The sequence below is a fragment of the Pseudomonas sp. 37 R 15 genome (assembly GCF_900004865.1).
GTDB classification, from domain to species: Bacteria; Pseudomonadota; Gammaproteobacteria; order Pseudomonadales; family Pseudomonadaceae; genus Aquipseudomonas; species Aquipseudomonas fluorescens_AM.
In genome coordinates, this window is record NZ_CVTV01000051.1 from 195,089 (window position 1) to 214,815 (window position 19,727).

The window sequence follows — 19,727 nt, forward strand, 5'->3', positions numbered from 1 at the left end:
CTGGTTATTTATACAGTGTTTTATCTGAGGCTGACAATCCTGGCGCTTAGCTCGATTTGCTTGATCAATGGTTTTTTTTAGCTCAATTAGGCATGTACAGGCAGGAAATGATCCGAGACATACGAAAGACTTTTGGTAACCCCTGCACCCTTGAACCTGAAAATTGTGGCCCCATATACCGGAACAGAAGCGCGAGTTGAGTTCGCGCATGATTTTGAAAGGAGAAATCTATGGCTGACGAACAGACGCAGGATACGCAAACGCCAGACGCCAATTCGGCTGCCGGTGATGAGCTGGGGACTCGTGTGCAAGTGCTCGAAGAGCAGTTGGCCGCAGCGCAGGATCAGTCGTTGCGTGTTGCCGCCGATCTGCAGAACGTCCGCCGCCGTGCCGAGCAGGACGTAGAAAAGGCTCACAAATTCGCATTGGAAAAATTCGCCAACGACCTGCTGCCGATTATCGACAGCCTGGAGCGTGGCCTTGAACTGTCCAATCCGGATGACGAAAACATCCGCCCGATGCGCGAAGGGATCGAACTGACCCTGAAAATGTTCCAGGACACCCTGAAGCGTTATCAGTTGGAAGCCATCAATCCACTAGGCGGTGAGCCGTTCAACGCAGAGCACCACCAGGCGATGGCGATGCAGGAAAGCCACGACCTGGAGCCCAACAGCGTATTGAAGGTATTCCAGAAGGGTTATCTGCTTAACGGTCGCTTGTTGCGTCCGGCGATGGTGGTGGTGAGCAAGGCGCCCGCACCCGTTTCGCCTTCTATTGATGAGCAGGCTTGAAATCCGCCGCAAGGCCCCCATCTATAAGTCAAGCGTTTAAGTGCTACCGCAGTTAGCCACAACTGCTGCGGCATCCAAATTCAAGTTTCGGGAGAGTGAATCATGGGCAAAATTATCGGTATCGACCTGGGGACCACCAACTCGTGCGTCTCGGTCATGGAAAACGGCAAGGCCAAAGTTATCGAAAACGCTGAAGGCGCGCGTACCACGCCGTCGATCATCGCTTACGCCAACGACGGCGAGATCCTGGTCGGTCAGTCGGCCAAGCGTCAGGCCGTTACCAACCCGCACAACACCCTGTACGCGGTAAAGCGTCTGATCGGTCGTAAGTTCGACGAAGAAGTCGTACAGAAAGACATCAAGATGGTGCCTTACAAAATCGCCAAGGCCGACAACGGTGACGCCTGGGTTGAAGTAAACGGCAACAAGATGTCTGCGCCGCAGATCTCGGCTGAAGTCTTGAAAAAGATGAAGAAGACTGCCGAAGATTACCTCGGTGAAACCGTGACCGAAGCGGTGATCACCGTTCCGGCCTACTTCAACGACAGCCAGCGCCAGGCGACCAAAGATGCCGGCCGCATCGCCGGCCTGGACGTAAAACGTATCATCAACGAACCCACCGCGGCCGCCCTGGCCTACGGTATGGACAAGGCCAAAGGCGACCACACTGTGATCGTTTATGACTTGGGTGGTGGTACTTTCGACGTCTCCGTCATCGAGATCGCTGAAGTTGACGGCGAGCACCAGTTCGAAGTGTTGGCCACCAACGGCGACACATTCCTGGGTGGTGAAGACTTCGACATCCGTCTGATCGACTACCTCGTTGACGAATTCAAGAAAGAAAGCGGCATGAACCTCAAGGGTGACCCGCTGGCGATGCAGCGCCTGAAAGAAGCCGCCGAGAAAGCCAAGATCGAACTGTCGTCGAGCATGTCCACCGACGTGAACCTGCCGTATATCACTGCAGATGCTACCGGTCCTAAGCACTTGAACGTGAAGATCTCTCGCGCCAAGTTGGAAGCACTGGTTGAAGACCTGGTTCAGCGCACCATCGAGCCATGCCGCATCGCATTGAAAGACGCCGGTATCGACGTTGGCGCGATCAACGACGTGATCCTGGTCGGTGGTCAGACGCGTATGCCGCTGGTACAGCAGAAAGTCACCGAGTTCTTCGGTAAAGAAGCACGTAAAGACGTGAACCCGGACGAAGCGGTCGCCATGGGTGCTGCCATCCAGGGCGCGGTATTGGCCGGTGACGTGAAAGACGTGTTGCTGCTGGACGTGAGCCCTCTGACCCTGGGTATCGAAACCATGGGCGGCGTGATGACTGCGCTGATCGAGAAAAACACCACGATTCCTACCAAGAAATCCCAGGTGTTTTCGACTGCCGACGATAACCAGGGCGCCGTGACCATTCACGTGCTGCAAGGCGAGCGTAAGCAAGCTGCGCAGAACAAATCCCTGGGCAAGTTCGACTTGGCCGAGATTCCACCAGCACCACGTGGCGTGCCGCAAATCGAAGTGACCTTCGATATCGACGCCAACGGCATCCTGCACGTTGGCGCGAAAGACAAGGCTACCGGCAAAGAGCAGAAGATCACCATCAAGGCCAACTCCGGCCTGTCTGATGAAGAAATTCAACAGATGATTCGTGATGCTGAAGCCAATGCTGATGCGGATGCCAAGTTTGCCGAGTTGGCTGGCGCCCGTAACCAGGGTGATGCGCTGGTTCACTCGACGCGCAAAATGGTCGCTGATGCTGGCGACAAGGTGAGTGCCGAAGAGAAAGCTGCAATCGAAGCCGCTGTGGTTGCCCTGGAAGCCGCTATCAAAGGCGATGACAAGGCCGCTATCGAAGCCAAGGTTGAGGAGCTGTCGAAGGTTTCCGCACCAGTGGCTCAGAAAATGTACGCCGAACAAGGCCAGCCGGCTGAAGGTGCTGCGCAGCAAGCAGAGCCTGAAACCAAGCACGATGATGTTGTCGATGCCGAGTTCGAAGAAGTCAAAGACCAGAAGTAACTTGGTCGCCCGGTTGACCGCTCACAAGCGGTGACTGGTAGGATGTCGCCGCGCGGGAGCTTGCTCCCGCGTTGGCGTGTCTGGGGTATGCGAATTTTTACAGTATGCGACAGCGTTCGGGTGCTGGCGGTGTGGTCGGGAATGCTCCTGCTTTCCGAGCAGTAAATGCCGCGTTTTTAGTCGGGTGGCCGGCTAAAAAGTAGTAATGACCAGGATCGTTGAATTGACGTGAGTTGGGTCCGGGCCTGCATTGGGGCTCAACGAGTTTGGCGAGGCTCAGGAGGGTCTGGCTGAACGTCCTTAAGAGTGCAAAGACTTATGGCAAAGCGTGACTATTACGAAGTATTGGGTGTGGAGCGCGGGGCTAGCGAGGCGGACCTGAAAAAGGCTTACCGTCGCCTGGCGATGAAGCACCACCCGGACCGTAATCCGGATAGCAAAGAATCCGAAGAAATGTTCAAAGAGGCCAATGAGGCCTACGAATGTCTGTCTGATCCCAACAAGCGTGCAGCCTACGACCAGTATGGCCATGCCGGTGTCGACCCGAGCATGGGCGGCGGCGGTGCCGGTTTTGGTGGCCAGAACTTCTCCGATATTTTCGGTGATGTGTTCAGTGATTTCTTTGGCGGTGGCCGTGGTGGTCAGCGTGGCGGGGCCCAGCGTGGCAGCGACCTGCGCTATACCCTGGAGCTGAACCTGGAAGAAGCCGTGCGCGGCACCAGCGTCAACATCCGTGTACCGACGCTGGTCAACTGCAAACCGTGCGACGGCTCGGGTGCCAAAAAGGGCTCTTCGCCAATCACCTGCCCGACCTGCGGCGGTATCGGCCAGGTTCGGATGCAGCAGGGCTTCTTCTCGGTGCAGCAAACCTGCCCGCGTTGCCATGGCCAGGGCAAGATCATTTCCGACCCGTGCGATTCCTGCCATGGCGAAGGTCGTGTCGAAGAGTACAAGACGCTGTCGGTGAAAGTGCCGGCGGGCGTGGATACCGGTGACCGCATTCGTCTGTCGGGTGAAGGGGAAGCGGGTACTCAAGGTGGGCCTACGGGTGACCTGTATGTGGTGATCAATGTGCGCGAGCACTCGATCTTCCAGCGCGATGGCAAGCATCTGTTCTGTGAAGTGCCGATCAGCTTTGTCGATGCGGCCCTGGGTGGAGAGCTGGAAATTCCGACGCTGGACGGTCGGGTCAAGCTCAAGATTCCAGAGGGCACGCAGACCGGCAAGCAGTTCCGTATCCGTGGCAAAGGCGTCGCGCCGGTGCGCGGTGGTGGGGCAGGCGACCTGATGTGTCGTGTGGCGGTAGAAACGCCCGTCAACCTGAATCGCCGTCAGCGTGAGCTCCTTGAAGAGTTCCGCAGTTCGTTGGAAGGTGATGACTCCCATTCGCCAAAAACCACGGGTTTTTTCGATGGCGTGAAGCGCTTCTTCGGCGACCTGTAAGGAATTGAGTATGCGACGTATAGCCGTAATGGGCGCTGCCGGGCGCATGGGCAAAACGCTGGTCGAAGCCGTGCAGCAGCGCTCGCCGGCGTCCGGGCTGACTGCGGCGATCGTTCGTCCGGGCAGCACGTTGATCGGTGCAGATGCGGGTGAGTTGGCTTCGCTGGGCCGTATTGGCGTTTCGTTGTCCGGTCACCTGGGGCAGGTGGCCGACGAGTTCGACGTGTTGATCGATTTCACGCTGCCGGAGGTGATGCTGGAAAACCTGGCGTTCTGCCGTAAGGCAGGCAAGGCGATGGTGATCGGTACCACCGGTTTGACGGTTGAGCAGAAGCAGTTACTGGCTCAGGCGGGCAAGGATATCCCGATCGTCTTTGCAGCGAACTTCAGCGTGGGCGTGAATCTTTCCCTCAAGTTGCTGGACATGGCGGCTCGTGTATTGGGCGATGAAGCGGATATCGAAATTATCGAAACCCATCATCGTCACAAGATCGATGCGCCGTCCGGGACTGCCTTGCGGATGGGCGAGGCCATCGCTGATGCGTTGGGGCGTGACCTGTCGAAAGTGGCGGTGTATGGCCGTGAAGGGCATACCGGTGCCCGTGCGCGCGACACCATTGGATTTGCCACTGTGCGCGGTGGTGATGTGGTCGGTGATCACACTGTGCTGTTTGCCACTGAAGGCGAGCGCCTGGAAATCACGCACAAGGCGTCCAGCCGAATGACGTTCGCCAAGGGCGCGGTGCGTGCTGCGCTCTGGTTGGAGGGGCGCGAGCCTGGTCTGTACGACATGCGTGATGTGCTCGACCTGCACTAATCGGTAGCTTAAACAGGGCCTCAAGCTTATGCTTGGGCCCCGTTTTACCCGCTAAGCGACGCCCTGTCGCATTCCCCTGCCTTTCAGGCTCATTAGCGGTGGACCAAAAAAGCCTTTTTCTGTAAGCTACAGCTTTAGTGTGTCCACTAAAAGCGCGCAGAATAATTCAGTGAAGAAGCGGGGTGACGTGTCCATACGTCACTCCGCTTTTTTGCAACCTGCGATCGCCCTTTCAGGCTTTATTTACGGGAGGTCTTCTTGACTAAGCCAGCCATACTCGCCCTTGCTGATGGCAGCATTTTTCGCGGCGAAGCCATTGGAGCCGACGGTCAAACCGTTGGTGAGGTGGTGTTCAACACCGCCATGACCGGCTATCAGGAAATCCTTACCGATCCTTCCTACGCCCAGCAGATCGTTACCCTGACCTATCCGCACATCGGCAACACCGGTACTACACCGGAAGACGCCGAGTCTGATCGTGTCTGGTCGGCAGGTCTGGTGATTCGTGACCTGCCACTGGTTGCGAGCAACTGGCGTAACACGATGTCGCTGTCCGATTACCTGAAAGCCAACAACGTTGTGGCGATCGCCGGTATCGATACGCGCCGCCTCACGCGCATCCTGCGTGAAAAAGGCTCGCAGAACGGCTGCATCATGGTCGGTGAGAATATCTCCGAAGAGGCGGCGATTGCCGCAGCGCAAGGGTTCCCTGGCCTGAAGGGCATGGACCTGGCGAAAGTCGTCAGCGTCAAAGAGAAGTACGAATGGCGTTCCACTGTCTGGGACCTGAAGACCGACAGCCACGCGACTATCGATGCCGCTGAGCTGCCTTATCACGTTGTGGCCTACGACTACGGCGTCAAGTACAACATCCTGCGCATGCTGGTTGAGCGCGGCTGCCGCGTGACCGTGGTGCCGGCGCAAACCCCGGCCAGCGATGTACTCGCCCTGCAACCGGACGGCGTGTTCCTGTCCAACGGCCCTGGTGACCCCGAGCCATGCGACTACGCCATCCAGGCGATCAAGGACGTGCTGGAAACCGAGATTCCGGTATTCGGTATCTGCCTCGGCCACCAGTTGCTGGCCCTGGCCTCGGGCGCCAAGACCCTGAAAATGGGCCACGGTCACCACGGTGCCAACCATCCCGTGCAGGACCTGGACACCGGCGTTGTCATGATTACCAGCCAGAACCACGGTTTTGCGGTGGATGAAGCGAGCCTGCCTTCGAACGTGCGCGCTATTCACAAGTCGCTGTTCGACGGCTCCCTGCAAGGCATCGAGCGCACCGACAAGAGCGCGTTCAGCTTCCAGGGTCACCCTGAAGCCAGCCCGGGCCCGAACGACGTAGCGCCGCTGTTCGACCGTTTCATCAATGAGATGGCCAAGCGACGCTGACTGAGCGGCCTGCGGGTGGCCCCGAACTTCGGTGGCCCCCGCAGGTTCTTCAAAGAATGTTCAAGACGGCTTGCCGACTGACCTGCGGATTTGAGTGACAAACCCATGCCAAAACGTACAGACATAAAAAGCATCCTGATTCTCGGCGCTGGCCCGATCGTGATCGGCCAGGCCTGCGAATTCGACTACTCCGGCGCCCAGGCCTGTAAAGCCCTGCGCGAGGAGGGCTACCGCGTCATCCTGGTGAACTCCAACCCGGCCACCATCATGACCGACCCGGCCATGGCCGACGCCACCTACATCGAACCGATCAAATGGCAGACCGTGGCCAAGATCATCGAAAAAGAGCGTCCGGACGCGCTGTTGCCAACCATGGGCGGCCAGACCGCGCTGAACTGCGCCCTGGACCTGGAGCGCGAAGGCGTCCTGGAAAAGTTCGGCGTCGAGATGATCGGTGCGAACGCGGACACCATCGACAAGGCGGAAGACCGTTCGCGTTTCGACAAGGCGATGAAGTCCATCGGCCTTGACTGCCCGCGCTCCGGTATCGCCCACAGCATGGAAGAGGCCAACGCGGTTCTCGAAAAGCTGGGCTTCCCCTGCATTATCCGTCCGTCCTTCACCATGGGCGGCACCGGTGGTGGCATTGCTTACAACCGCGAAGAATTCGAAGAGATCTGCGCCCGTGGCCTGGACCTGTCTCCGACCAAAGAGCTGCTGATCGACGAATCCCTGATCGGCTGGAAAGAGTACGAGATGGAGGTTGTCCGCGATAAAAAGGACAACTGCATCATCGTCTGCTCCATCGAAAACTTCGACCCGATGGGCGTGCACACTGGTGACTCGATCACCGTTGCGCCGGCGCAGACCCTGACGGACAAGGAATACCAGATCATGCGTAACGCCTCGTTGGCGGTATTGCGTGAAATCGGCGTTGAAACCGGTGGTTCCAACGTTCAGTTCGGTATCTGCCCGGACACAGGCCGCATGGTCGTGATCGAGATGAACCCGCGTGTATCGCGTTCTTCGGCGCTGGCCTCGAAAGCGACCGGCTTCCCGATTGCGCGTATCGCTGCCAAGCTGGCGATCGGTTACACCCTGGACGAGTTGCAAAACGAAATCACGGGCGGCGCCATGCCGGCGTCTTTCGAGCCGTCTATCGACTACGTTGTGACCAAGCTGCCGCGTTTTGCCTTCGAAAAATTCGCCAAGGCCGATGCGCGCCTGACCACTCAGATGAAGTCGGTCGGTGAAGTCATGGCCATCGGCCGCACGTTCCAGGAGTCCCTGCAGAAAGCCCTGCGCGGCCTGGAAGTCGGCGTTTGCGGCCTGGACGAGAAGCTCGACCTGAGCAACCCGGAAAGCATGAGCATCCTCAAGCGCGAGCTGACCGTGCCAGGCGCCGAGCGTATCTGGTACGTGGCTGACGCCTTCCGTGCCGGCCTGAGCGTCGAAGATATTTTCGGCATGAACATGATCGACCCGTGGTTCCTGGTGCAGATCGAAGACCTGATCAAGGAAGAAGAGAAGGTCAAGACCCTTGGCCTGTCGTCCATCGACCGCGACCTGATGTTCCGCCTCAAGCGCAAGGGCTTCTCCGACCAGCGTCTGGCCAAGTTGCTGGGTGTCACCGAAAAGAACCTGCGTACTCATCGCCACAAGCTGGACATCTTCCCGGTCTACAAGCGCGTTGACACCTGCGCCGCCGAGTTCGCCACCGACACTGCGTACATGTACTCCACCTATGAGGAAGAGTGTGAAGCCGCGCCGTCAGGCCGCGACAAGATCATCATTCTGGGTGGCGGTCCGAACCGTATCGGCCAGGGCATCGAGTTCGACTATTGCTGCGTTCACGCCGCTCTCGCCCTGCGCGAAGACGGCTACGAGACCATCATGGTCAACTGCAACCCGGAAACGGTTTCCACTGACTACGACACGTCCGACCGTCTGTACTTCGAGCCGGTGACACTGGAAGACGTACTGGAAATCTGCCGCGTCGAGAAACCAAAAGGCGTGATCGTCCAGTACGGCGGCCAAACCCCGTTGAAACTGGCGCGTGCCCTGGAAGCCGCCGGCGTGCCGATCATCGGCACCAGCCCGGATGCCATCGACCGTGCAGAAGACCGTGAGCGCTTCCAGCAGATGGTCGAGCGCCTTAACCTGCGTCAGCCGCCGAACGCCACCGTGCGCAGCGAAGACGAAGCCATCCGCGCAGCCAGCAAGATCGGCTACCCGCTGGTGGTGCGTCCGTCCTACGTACTGGGCGGCCGCGCGATGGAAATCGTCTACGAAGAAGAAGAGCTCAAGCGCTACCTGCGTGACGCGGTGAAAGTTTCCAACGACAGCCCGGTGCTGCTCGACCACTTCCTCAACTGCGCCATCGAAATGGACGTGGACGCGGTGTGCGACGGTACCGATGTAGTGATCGGCGCGATCATGCAGCACATCGAACAGGCGGGCGTTCACTCCGGTGACTCCGCGTGCTCGCTGCCGCCGTACTCGCTGCCGGCGCACATCCAGGACGAGATGCGCGAACAGGTCAAGAAAATGGCCCTGGAGCTGGGTGTGGTCGGCCTGATGAACGTGCAGTTGGCGCTGCAAGGCGAAGACATCTACGTCATCGAAGTCAACCCGCGCGCTTCGCGTACCGTGCCGTTCGTGTCCAAGTGCATCGGTGTGTCCCTGGCCATGATCGCTGCGCGCGTAATGGCCGGTAAGACCCTGAAGGAAATCGGCTTCACCAAGGAAATCATTCCGAACTTCTACAGCGTGAAAGAGGCGGTGTTCCCCTTCGCCAAATTCCCTGGTGTGGACCCGATCCTGGGCCCGGAAATGAAGTCCACCGGTGAAGTGATGGGCGTGGGCGACACCTTCGGCGAAGCCTTCGCCAAGGCCCAGATGGGCGCCAGCGAAGTGCTGCCGACCGGCGGTACTGCGTTTATCAGCGTGCGCGATGACGACAAGCCACTGGTTGCGGGTGTGGCCCGTGATCTGATCAACTTGGGCTTTGAAGTCGTGGCTACCGCCGGGACCGCCAAGCTGATCGAAGCGGCCGGCCTGAAAGTACGCCGCGTGAACAAAGTGACGGAGGGCCGTCCGCACGTGGTCGACATGATCAAGAATGACGAAGTCACCCTGATCATCAACACCACCGAAGGTCGCCAGTCGATCGCGGACTCCTACTCCATTCGTCGTAATGCCTTGCAGCACAAGATCTATTGCACCACCACCATTGCTGCTGGCGAAGCCATCTGCGAAGCGCTCAAGTTCGGTCCGGAAAAGACCGTGCGTCGCTTGCAGGATCTACACGCAGGATTGAAGGCATGAGCATAACCAAATACCCGATGACCGTTCAGGGCGCTCGCGCCCTGGAAGAGGAGCACGCCCATCTGACCAAAGTCGTACGTCCAAAGCTGAGCCAGGACATCGGTACGGCCCGCGAGTTGGGTGACTTGAAGGAAAACGCCGAATACCACGCGGCTCGCGAGCAGCAGGGTATGGTCGAGGCGCGGATCCGTGATATCGAAGGCCGCATGCAGAATGCGGTGATCATCGACGTCACGACCATCCCGCATACCGGCAAGGTGATTTTTGGCACGACCGTGGAAATCGCCAACGTCGAGACCGATGAAAGCGTGACCTACCAGATCGTGGGCGAGGACGAGGCTGACTTCAAGAAAGGCAAGATCTCTGTCGGCTCACCGATTGCCCGTGCCTTGATTGCCAAGGAAGAGGGCGACGTGGTTGCCGTGAAAACGCCGAGCGGCGTGATCGAGTACGAGATTGTCGAAGTTCGTCACATCTGAAAGACGGCGCCCGCTTCGTGCGGGCGCCATGCTTTGGCAGCTTTCCCAGATGCTTTGGGTGGGTGGCCTGTGGTTGTTGCACATTGGCGTGTTGCCGGTGCTGGGTGTGATTGGCCTGGCACCGCTGCTGATCGATGAGATTGACGGATTGCTCAGTACGTTGCTGGTGGCTTTTGCGGCGGCGTGCGTGACGCTCCAGGCATGGGTGCTGGTCAGGGCCGAAGGCTTGGGGAGTTTGTGGCGGGATATTCGCGGCCAACTGCTACTGATGGCGCTGTATGCGTGTGCAATGTATTGCGTTGTGCATGTCTGGCTGCCGCAAGCGTTGCGCTGGCAGCTATTCAGCTATCTTGTGCTAGGGTTCTCCGGCCTGGTGCTGGTTGTACAGCCCGCACCGGGATGGAGTGGCGGGGCGCGCGAAGCACGCCCCTGACCCTTGTCATCATTTGAAGCGATGAACGTTCGACAGTTGCTTGTTGACGCTGAAGTTCTTGCGGTACAGCAGCGCCATCTTGCCGATAACCTGGACCAGGTCCGCCTTGCCCACCTTGCACAGTTCTGCAACGGCGGCCAGGCGCGCTTCGCGATCAAGGATATTGACCTTGATCTTGATCAGTTCATGATCATTGAGTGCGCGTTCGAATTCGGCTAACACACCTTCAGTCAAACCGTTGTCTGCCACAATCAGAACTGGTTTCAGATGGTGGCCAATGGATTTGTACTGTTTCTTCTGCTCTTGAGTGAGCGGCATAATCTGACCCCTGCGTCTGATCTTGTAAAAAGCGGCGGCCAGTTTACCCGAGCGAGTCCGGGACCGCCCAGTTAATCACGACCCGTTTTATTTTTCGAGGTGGCCCGTGGCCCGTTCCAAAACCAGCCTTAAATGGCTACAAGAGCATTTCAACGATCCTTACGTCAAAAAGGCGCAGAAGGACGGCTACCGTTCCCGGGCCAGCTACAAGTTGCTGGAGATCCAGGACAAGGACAAATTGATTCGCCCTGGCATGAGCGTTATTGACCTGGGCGCGGCCCCGGGTGGCTGGTCCCAGGTGACCAGTCGTCTGATTGGTGGGCAGGGCCGCTTGATCGCTTCAGACATCCTGGAGATGGACAGCATCCCGGATGTGACCTTTGTTCATGGTGATTTCACCCAGGACACCGTGCTCGCAGAGATTCTTGAGGCGGTGGGAAATTCGCAGGTAGACCTTGTGATTTCCGACATGGCCCCCAATATGAGTGGATTACCGGCCGTCGATATGCCGCGTGCCATGTTCCTGTGTGAACTGGCGCTGGATCTGGCGGGTCGGGTACTGCGTCCTGGTGGTGATTTCCTGGTGAAAGTCTTCCAGGGCGAAGGGTTTGACGAGTACCACAAGAACATCCGCAAGCTGTTCGATAAGGTGCAAACACGCAAGCCTGACTCTTCCCGGGACAGGTCTCGGGAGCAATACCTGCTCTGCCGCGGCTTTCGCGGCGTTGAAGGCGCGGCGAGCGAAGAGCGTTTTTGAGAGATTCGAGGAGGGCGATAGGTTTTTTTATATCGCTTTCGTCATGAAGCTTTACGATTATTGTGTAGTCAAAGTTTCACAAAGGGTTACAGACGGCGCCTGCCAGTGTTGTAGGTAATGTAGTAAGTTAGGCCGGTGAATATCATGCGAAGCGCGCGCCAGTAGCGGAGCTTGCTTCAGAGGGTAGTTAATTGAACGATATGGCAAAGAATCTGATCCTGTGGTTGATCATCGCGGCTGTCCTGGTGACGGTGATGAACAACTTCTCCAGCCCTAACGAGCCGCAGACCCTCAACTATTCCGACTTCATCCAGCAAGTTAAGGATGGCAAGGTCGAGCGCGTAGCGGTTGATGGCTACGTGATTACCGGCAAGCGTATTGATGGCGACAGCTTCAAGACCATTCGTCCGGCCATTCAGGACAACGGTCTGATCGGCGACCTGGTGGACAACAAGGTCGTTGTGGAAGGCAAGCAGCCTGAGCAGCAGAGCATCTGGACCCAGCTCCTGGTGGCCAGCTTCCCGATCCTGGTGATTATCGCCGTGTTCATGTTCTTCATGCGCCAGATGCAAGGGGGCGCGGGAGGCAAGGGCGGGCCGATGAGCTTTGGCAAGAGCAAGGCACGCCTGCTCTCCGAGGACCAGGTGAAAACCACCCTGGCTGATGTCGCCGGTTGCGACGAAGCCAAGGAAGAAGTGGGTGAGCTGGTCGAGTTCCTGCGTGATCCGGGCAAGTTCCAGCGCCTGGGCGGGCGCATTCCTCGTGGCGTACTGATGGTCGGCCCGCCGGGTACCGGTAAAACCTTGCTGGCCAAGGCGATTGCCGGCGAAGCCAAGGTGCCGTTCTTTACCATTTCCGGTTCTGACTTTGTCGAGATGTTCGTCGGTGTCGGTGCCAGCCGTGTTCGCGATATGTTCGAACAGGCCAAGAAGCACGCGCCATGCATCATCTTCATTGACGAAATCGATGCCGTTGGTCGCCATCGTGGCGCCGGCATGGGTGGCGGTCATGACGAGCGTGAACAGACTCTCAACCAATTGCTGGTGGAGATGGACGGTTTCGAGATGAATGACGGCATTATCGTCATCGCCGCAACCAACCGTCCGGATGTACTGGACCCTGCGCTGCTGCGTCCAGGCCGTTTCGACCGCCAGGTGGTGGTGGGCTTGCCGGACATCCGCGGTCGCGAACAGATCCTTAAAGTACACATGCGTAAAGTGCCGATGGGCGACGACGTGGCCCCGGCCGTGATTGCCCGTGGTACGCCAGGCTTCTCCGGTGCTGACCTGGCCAATCTGGTCAACGAGGCTTCGTTGTTCGCGGCCCGTACCGGCAAGCGCATCGTTGAGATGAAAGAGTTCGAGTTGGCCAAGGACAAGATCATGATGGGCGCCGAGCGCAAATCCATGGTCATGTCCGAGAAGGAAAAGCAGAACACTGCGTATCACGAAGCGGGTCACGCCATCGTGGGTCGGGTTGTGCCTGAGCACGACCCGGTCTACAAGGTGTCGATCATTCCGCGCGGTCGTGCCTTGGGTGTGACGATGTTCCTGCCGGAAGAGGATCGTTACAGCCTCTCCAAGCGCGCACTGATCAGCCAGATCTGTTCGCTGTACGGCGGTCGGATTGCGGAAGAGATGACGCTGGGCTTCGACGGTGTCACCACCGGCGCTTCCAACGACATCATGCGCGCCAGCCAGATCGCACGGAATATGGTGACCAAGTGGGGCCTGTCGGAAAAACTCGGTCCCTTGATGTATGCCGAGGAAGAAGGCGAGGTGTTCCTGGGGCGTGGTGGTGGCGGTCAAAGTGCCAGTTTTTCGGGCGAGACAGCCAAGCTGATCGACTCCGAGGTGCGCAGCATCATTGATCAATGCTACGGCACGGCCAAGCAGATCCTCACCGACAACCGCGACAAGCTGGACGCGATGGCTGATGCGCTGATGAAATACGAGACCATTGATGCCGATCAGATCGACGACATCATGGCGGGGCGCACGCCTCGTGAGCCTCGCGATTGGGAAGGTGGTTCAGGTACCTCGGGCACTCCGCCAGTGGTGCAGAATGAACGTCCTGAAGCTCCAATCGGCGGCCCGGCAGCTGACCATTAAGGTTTGAAATGATTTCTGCGTCGTCCTCCACCCGGTTGCCTTGCGGCAACCGGGTTCTTGATTTGGCCCATACGCATGTCATGGGCATTCTTAATGTCACTCCCGATTCGTTTTCCGATGGCGGCCGCTTCAGCCAGCAGGATGCCGCGTTGCGTCATGCGCAGGCGATGGTGGCTGCCGGCGCGACGTTGATCGATATCGGCGGCGAGTCGACTCGGCCGGGTGCCCGCGTTGTTTCTCCTGTGGAGGAACTGGAGCGCGTGGCGCCGATTGTCGAGCGCATTGCGCGCGAGCTGGATGTGATCATCTCGGTGGACACGTCAACGCCAGCGGTGATGCGTGAAACTGCACGCTTGGGGGCGGGCCTGATTAATGATGTGCGTTCGTTGCGGCGTGACGGTGCCCTCGACGCCGCTGCAGCGACCGGCCTGCCCGTGTGTCTGATGCATATGCTGGGTGAACCCGGCAATATGCAGGATAATCCGCACTACGACGACCTGGTTGGCGAGGTCAGTAGCTTTCTTGCTGACAGAATCGCCCAGTGCGCGTCAGTGGGTATTGGCGCTGAAAAGATCATTCTCGATCCGGGGTTTGGCTTCGCCAAGACCCTGCAACATAATCTAAGCCTGTTCAAGCATATGGAAGCCCTGCACGCCCTTGGCCGGCCTCTTCTGGTCGGTGTTTCGCGCAAGAGCATGATAGGGCAGGCCCTGAATCGCCCGGTCGGTGAGCGCTTGTTTGGCGGCCTCGCGCTGGCTGCGCTTGCTATGACCAAGGGCGCGCGTATTTTGCGTGTGCATGATGTCGCCGAGACGGTGGACGTGGTGCGCATGATTGCCGCTGTTGAATCAGCCGAATAAGAATGATGGAGCACTCATGACTAAAAAATATTTTGGCACCGACGGTATCCGTGGTCGGGTCGGCGAATACCCGATTACCCCTGATTTCATGCTCAAGTTGGGTTGGGCGGCAGGCATGGCGTTCCGCAGCATGGGTGCGTGCCGCATCCTGGTGGGCAAGGACACGCGTATTTCGGGCTACATGTTTGAATCCGCGCTGGAAGCGGGGTTGTCCGCTGCGGGCGCCGACGTGATGCTGCTGGGCCCCATGCCCACACCGGCGATCGCCTACCTGACGCGTACCTTTCATGCTCAAGCCGGTATCGTGATCAGTGCCTCGCACAATCCGCACGATGACAATGGCATCAAGTTTTTCTCGGGGCAGGGCACCAAGTTGCCGGACGAGATCGAGCTGATGATCGAAGAGCTGCTGGATGCGCCTATGACCGTGGTCGAGTCCAGCAAACTGGGCAAGGTGTCGCGTATCAATGACGCCTCCGGTCGCTACATCGAATTCTGTAAGAGCAGCGTGCCGAGCAGCACCAATTTTGCCGGGCTGAAAATCGTCGTCGATTGTGCCCACGGAGCGACGTACAAGGTGGCGCCGAGTGTATTCAAGGAACTCGGTGCGCAAGTCACTGTGCTGTCGGCTCAGCCTAACGGGTTGAACATCAACGACAACTGCGGTTCCACGCACATGGAGCAGTTGCAGGCGGCGGTTCTGGCCGAGCATGCAGACTTGGGCATTGCCTTTGACGGCGATGGCGACCGTGTGTTGATGGTGGATCACACTGGCATGATCGTGGATGGTGATGACCTGCTGTTCATCATTGCCCGTGACTTGCATGAGCGTAACAGGCTGCAAGGGGGTGTCGTCGGTACGCTGATGAGTAACCTGGGCCTTGAATTGGCGTTGGCTGAACTGGGGATTCCCTTCATTCGCGCCAATGTCGGTGACCGTTACGTGATCGCCGAGTTGCTGGAACGCAACTGGGTGATTGGTGGTGAAAACTCGGGGCATGTTGTTTGCTTCCAGCACACCACCACAGGCGACGCAATCATCGCCGCGCTGCAGGTGTTGCTGGCCTTGCGTCGTCGCGAAGAGAGCCTGGCGCAGGCGCGGCAGGCTCTGCGCAAGTGCCCGCAGGTGCTGCTCAATGTGCGTTTCGGCGGTGGCGAAAATCCAATCGAGCACCCCTCTGTCAAGGAAGCTTGCGAGCGTGTAACCCAGGCTATGGCTGGGCGTGGGCGCGTGTTGTTGCGCAAGTCTGGCACAGAGCCTCTGGTGCGTGTCATGGTCGAAGGCGAGGACGAAACACAGGTTCGCGGCCATGCCGAAGACCTGGCAAAACTGGTAACTGAAGTTTGCGCCTGAATTCGGCTTGCCAGTGATGATGTGGTTGGGTAACATCTGCGCCCACTTTGACCGACGGGGTACAGCATGCGTCGCACGATGGTAGCTGGTAACTGGAAGATGCACGGTACCCGCGCCAGTGTCGCTGAGCTGATCAATGGCCTTCGTCACCTGGCCTTGCCTGGCGGTGTTGATGTCGCGGTTTTCCCGCCTTTCCTGCATATCGGCCAAGTGGTTGATGGCTTGGAAGGTCAGTCGATTCAGGTCGGCGCGCAGAATTCTGCGGTGGAGCCCGCCCAAGGTGCGTTGACCGGTGAGATTGCACCGAGTCAGTTAGTTGATGCGGGTTGTGCCTATGTACTTGTTGGGCACTCCGAGCGCCGCCAGTTGATGGGTGAGAGCGATCAGACGCTCAACCGCAAGTTCGCCGCCGCACAGGCTTGTGGCTTGATTCCGGTGTTGTGCATAGGGGAAACCCTTGAGCAGCGCGAGTCGGGCAAAACGCTTGAAGTTGTCTCGCGTCAGCTGGGCAGCATCATCGAGGAGCTGGGTGTTGGTGCGTTTGCAAAGGCAGTAATCGCTTACGAGCCGGTCTGGGCCATTGGTACCGGGCTGACTGCTACACCGCAACAGGCGCAGGATGTGCACGCCGCCATCCGCGCCCAGTTGGCGGCAGAGAATTCTGAAGTCGCACAAGGTGTGCGGCTTCTATACGGCGGCAGCGTGAAGGCGGCCAATGCGGTCGAACTGTTCGGCATGCCGGATATCGATGGGGGGCTCATTGGTGGAGCTTCCCTGAATGCAGATGAGTTCGGTGCGATCTGTCGCGCCGCGGGAAACTGAAAAAATGCTGGAAACAGTCGTAGTCGTTTTTCATCTGTTGGCTGCCCTGGGCGTAGTTGCCCTGGTTTTGTTGCAACAGGGTAAAGGTGCGGATGCTGGTGCGTCTTTCGGTGCAGGTGCTTCAAATACTGTGTTCGGAAGCCAAGGTTCCTCTACCTTTCTTAGTAAGTTTACTGCTATACTTGCCGCCGGTTTCTTCATAACCAGCTTGGGGTTAGGTTACTTTGCTAAAGAGAAGGCTCATGTGCTGACTCAAGTAGGTTTGCCAAACCCAGCAGTGTTGGAAGTACCAAAAGCAAAACCGGCTTCTGATGATGTCCCGGTGCTTCAAGAGCAAAAGTCGGCTACTCCAGCGACTGACGTGCCTCCAGCTCAAGAGCAGAAGTAAGAAGGTTGTAAACGCTGTATTGCCGAGGTGGTGGAATTGGTAGACACGCAACCTTGAGGTGGTTGTGCCCATAGGGTGTAGGGGTTCGAGTCCCCTTCTCGGTACCAATTATCAGGAGAGCCCGCTGTTGCGGGCTTTCTTGTAGGTGGAAGGTTACATTGACCCTGTAAGGGATCGGTCGTATACTTCCGCCCCAGCTTTGTCGCGGGGTGGAGCAGTCTGGTAGCTCGTCGGGCTCATAACCCGAAGGTCGTCGGTTCAAATCCGGCCCCCGCAACCAGTTTTAGCGGAGCCCCTTTTAAGGGGCTTTTTGTTAGCTGGACACTTTCAACGCCGCTGTTCGACGGCGTTTCAAGGATGGGCGTTTCGCCCATTTTTTTATTTTGCACAGCATGCACATACATGCACGAGGGGGTTCAGGTGTCGAGCAAGCTAGAAGAGTTGCAGGCCTTGCTGGCCCCGGTGGTCGTGGCCCTAGGCTATGAATGCTGGGGTATTGAGTTTTCGGCTCAAGGTCGCCACTCAATGTTGCGCGTTTATATCGATAAAGAGGGCGGCGTGCTGGTGGACGATTGTGCAATTGTCAGCCGTCAGATCAGCGGTGTCCTGGATGTTGAAGATCCGATTTCCGTTGAATACACCCTTGAAGTTTCCTCGCCAGGCATGGAACGCCCACTGTTCACTATTGATCAGTTTGCAAAATTTGCCGGTGAACAAGTGAAGATCAAGCTGCGCTCCCCATTCGAAGGGCGACGCAACTTTCAGGGCCTTCTGCGCGGTGTAGAAGAGCAGGATGTCGTGGTGCAGGTAGAAGACCATGAGTTCCTGTTGCCGATCGATATGATCGACAAGGCCAACATTATTCCCAGTTTTGACTGAGACGCGGATCCCGCGGATCCAATGGCTTGCGAAAGGCGAGGCGTACGATGAGCAAAGAAGTACTGCTGGTTGTTGAGTCGGTATCCAATGAAAAAGGCGTACCGGCAAACGTGATTTTTGAAGCGCTGGAGCTGGCCCTGGCCACTGCTACCAAAAAGCGTTTTGAAGATGAAGTTGATCTGCGTGTGGAAATCAACCGCCACACCGGTGCCTATGAGACTTTCCGTCGCTGGACGGTCGTCGAAGAAGCCGATCTTGATGATCCGGCGATTGAGACCTGGCCAAGCAAGGTTGCGCAAACGCACCCTGGCGCCAACGTCGGTGATGTCGTCGAAGAAAAGATCGAATCGATCGAGTTCGGCCGTATCGCTGCACAGACCGCCAAACAGGTCATTGTGCAGAAGGTTCGCGAAGCCGAGCGTGCTCAAGTCGTTGACGCCTATCGCGAACGCCTGGGTGAAATCATCTCCGGTACCGTGAAAAAAGTGACCCGCGACAACGTGATCGTCGACCTGGGCAACAACGCCGAAGCGTTGCTGGCCCGTGAAGACATCATCTCTCGCGAAACTTTCCGTGTCGGCGTGCGCTTGCGTGCGCTGCTCAAGGAAATCCGCACCGAGAACCGCGGCCCTCAGTTGATCCTGTCGCGTACCGCGCCGGAAATGCTGATCGAGCTGTTCCGTATCGAAGTGCCGGAAATCGCCGAAGGCCTGATCGAAGTCATGGCTGCGTCCCGCGACCCGGGTTCGCGCGCCAAGATCGCGGTCCGCTCCAAGGACAAACGCATCGACCCGCAGGGCGCTTGCATTGGTATGCGCGGTTCGCGCGTCCAGGCAGTGTCGGGCGAATTGGGCGGTGAGCGTGTGGACATCGTCCTGTGGGACGATAACCCGGCGCAGTTCGTGATCAACGCCATGTCGCCGGCTGAAGTGGCGGCAATTATCGTTGACGAAGATGCCCATGCAATGGACATCGCCGTTGGCGCAGACAATCTGGCTCAGGCCATTGGTCGTGGTGGTCAGAACGTGCGTCTGGCCAGCCAACTGACCGGTTGGACCCTGAACGTGATGACCGAATCGGACATCCAGGCTAAGCAGCAAGCTGAAACCGGTGACATCCTGCGCAACTTTATCGAAGAGCTGGAAGTCGATGAAGACCTGGCGCAGGTGCTGGTAGATGAAGGCTTCACCAGCCTGGAAGAGATTGCCTACGTACCGTTGGAAGAAATGCTCAACATCGACGGCTTTGACGAAGACACCGTCAACGAGCTTCGCGCTCGGGCCAAGGATCGTTTGTTGACTAAAGCCATCGCTACTGAGGAAAAGCTGGCAGACGCCCATCCGGCCGAAGACCTGCTCTCGCTTGAGGGTATGGACAAGGATTTGGCGATGGAACTGGCGGTGCGCGGCGTAATTACCCGCGAAGACCTGGCCGAGCAGTCTATTGACGATCTGCTCGACATCGACGGCATTGACGAAGATCGTGCCGGCAAGTTGATCATGGCCGCCCGAGCCCATTGGTTCGAGTAATTAGG

The 19,727-nt window shown here is 58.0% G+C and carries 17 protein-coding genes and 2 tRNA genes; 18 read left to right on the top strand and 1 reads right to left on the bottom strand.

Annotated features, from left to right (window positions below; all coding sequences use genetic code 11):
* Positions 1-230: 230 nt before the first annotated feature.
* From grpE to BFQ04_RS19305, 8 genes are all read left to right on the top strand, one after another.
* The gene (gene grpE, locus BFQ04_RS19270) at positions 231-791 is read left to right on the top strand and encodes a nucleotide exchange factor GrpE (protein ID WP_065952172.1); all 561 of its coding nucleotides are present in this window, start codon (positions 231-233) and stop codon (positions 789-791) included.
* A 102-nt stretch (positions 792-893) separates the two neighbouring features.
* Positions 894-2,810: a molecular chaperone DnaK gene (gene dnaK, locus BFQ04_RS19275; RefSeq protein ID WP_065952173.1), complete on the top strand. Its 1,917-nt coding sequence runs from the start codon at positions 894-896 to the stop codon at positions 2,808-2,810.
* A gap of 318 nt (positions 2,811-3,128) precedes the next feature.
* A complete protein-coding gene (dnaJ, locus tag BFQ04_RS19280; RefSeq protein WP_065883934.1) occupies positions 3,129-4,253 on the top strand; it encodes a molecular chaperone DnaJ in 1,125 nt (374 codons plus the stop codon).
* Between the two features lie 10 nt (positions 4,254-4,263).
* Positions 4,264-5,070, top strand: a complete 807-nt coding sequence (gene dapB / locus BFQ04_RS19285) for a 4-hydroxy-tetrahydrodipicolinate reductase (RefSeq protein ID WP_065952174.1) — start codon at positions 4,264-4,266, stop codon at positions 5,068-5,070.
* Between the two features lie 258 nt (positions 5,071-5,328).
* The gene (gene carA, locus BFQ04_RS19290) at positions 5,329-6,465 is read left to right on the top strand and encodes a glutamine-hydrolyzing carbamoyl-phosphate synthase small subunit (protein WP_065952175.1); all 1,137 of its coding nucleotides are present in this window, start codon (positions 5,329-5,331) and stop codon (positions 6,463-6,465) included.
* Positions 6,466-6,570: 105 nt separating this feature from the next.
* On the top strand, positions 6,571-9,792 hold the full coding sequence (gene carB, locus BFQ04_RS19295; protein ID WP_065883937.1) for a carbamoyl-phosphate synthase large subunit: 3,222 nt from the start codon (positions 6,571-6,573) through the stop codon (positions 9,790-9,792).
* A 2-nt stretch (positions 9,793-9,794) separates the two neighbouring features.
* Positions 9,795-10,271: a transcription elongation factor GreA gene (gene greA / locus BFQ04_RS19300; RefSeq protein WP_065952218.1), complete on the top strand. Its 477-nt coding sequence runs from the start codon at positions 9,795-9,797 to the stop codon at positions 10,269-10,271.
* Positions 10,272-10,299: 28 nt separating this feature from the next.
* Positions 10,300-10,704 (top strand): MFS transporter, encoded by a 405-nt coding sequence (locus tag BFQ04_RS19305; protein WP_065952176.1) that lies wholly within the window; start codon positions 10,300-10,302, stop codon positions 10,702-10,704.
* 9 nt (positions 10,705-10,713) lie between these two features.
* Here the strand turns inward: BFQ04_RS19305 and BFQ04_RS19310 are convergent, their stop codons facing one another.
* Positions 10,714-11,022, bottom strand: a complete 309-nt coding sequence (locus BFQ04_RS19310) for a YhbY family RNA-binding protein (protein ID WP_003176146.1) — start codon at positions 11,020-11,022, stop codon at positions 10,714-10,716.
* A gap of 106 nt (positions 11,023-11,128) precedes the next feature.
* On the opposite strand from BFQ04_RS19310, the gene rlmE reads away from it, so the two are divergent.
* The 10 genes from rlmE to nusA all read left to right on the top strand — a co-directional run bounded on the left by rlmE (position 11,129) and on the right by nusA (position 19,722).
* The gene (rlmE, locus tag BFQ04_RS19315) at positions 11,129-11,779 is read left to right on the top strand and encodes a 23S rRNA (uridine(2552)-2'-O)-methyltransferase RlmE (protein ID WP_065892263.1); all 651 of its coding nucleotides are present in this window, start codon (positions 11,129-11,131) and stop codon (positions 11,777-11,779) included.
* Positions 11,780-11,979: 200 nt separating this feature from the next.
* Complete coding sequence (gene ftsH / locus BFQ04_RS19320; RefSeq protein WP_057725015.1) at positions 11,980-13,890, top strand: ATP-dependent zinc metalloprotease FtsH; 1,911 nt, start codon at positions 11,980-11,982, stop codon at positions 13,888-13,890.
* Between the two features lie 8 nt (positions 13,891-13,898).
* The gene (folP, locus tag BFQ04_RS19325) at positions 13,899-14,750 is read left to right on the top strand and encodes a dihydropteroate synthase (RefSeq protein ID WP_065952177.1); all 852 of its coding nucleotides are present in this window, start codon (positions 13,899-13,901) and stop codon (positions 14,748-14,750) included.
* Between the two features lie 16 nt (positions 14,751-14,766).
* On the top strand, positions 14,767-16,104 hold the full coding sequence (gene glmM / locus BFQ04_RS19330) for a phosphoglucosamine mutase (RefSeq protein ID WP_065952178.1): 1,338 nt from the start codon (positions 14,767-14,769) through the stop codon (positions 16,102-16,104).
* A gap of 66 nt (positions 16,105-16,170) precedes the next feature.
* Complete coding sequence (tpiA, locus tag BFQ04_RS19335) at positions 16,171-16,926, top strand: triose-phosphate isomerase (protein ID WP_065952179.1); 756 nt, start codon at positions 16,171-16,173, stop codon at positions 16,924-16,926.
* Between the two features lie 4 nt (positions 16,927-16,930).
* Positions 16,931-17,314 carry a preprotein translocase subunit SecG gene (secG, locus tag BFQ04_RS19340; protein WP_010206600.1) on the top strand — a complete coding sequence of 128 codons (384 nt, stop codon included), beginning with the start codon at positions 16,931-16,933 and terminating at the stop codon, positions 17,312-17,314.
* 21 nt (positions 17,315-17,335) lie between these two features.
* Positions 17,336-17,421, top strand: a tRNA-Leu gene (locus BFQ04_RS19345).
* A gap of 96 nt (positions 17,422-17,517) precedes the next feature.
* Positions 17,518-17,594 (top strand) — tRNA-Met (locus BFQ04_RS19350).
* A 140-nt stretch (positions 17,595-17,734) separates the two neighbouring features.
* Positions 17,735-18,193 carry a ribosome maturation factor RimP gene (gene rimP, locus BFQ04_RS19355; RefSeq protein WP_003235029.1) on the top strand — a complete coding sequence of 153 codons (459 nt, stop codon included), beginning with the start codon at positions 17,735-17,737 and terminating at the stop codon, positions 18,191-18,193.
* Positions 18,194-18,240: 47 nt separating this feature from the next.
* A complete protein-coding gene (gene nusA, locus BFQ04_RS19360) occupies positions 18,241-19,722 on the top strand; it encodes a transcription termination factor NusA (RefSeq protein ID WP_057725019.1) in 1,482 nt (493 codons plus the stop codon).
* Positions 19,723-19,727: the final 5 nt, after the last annotated feature.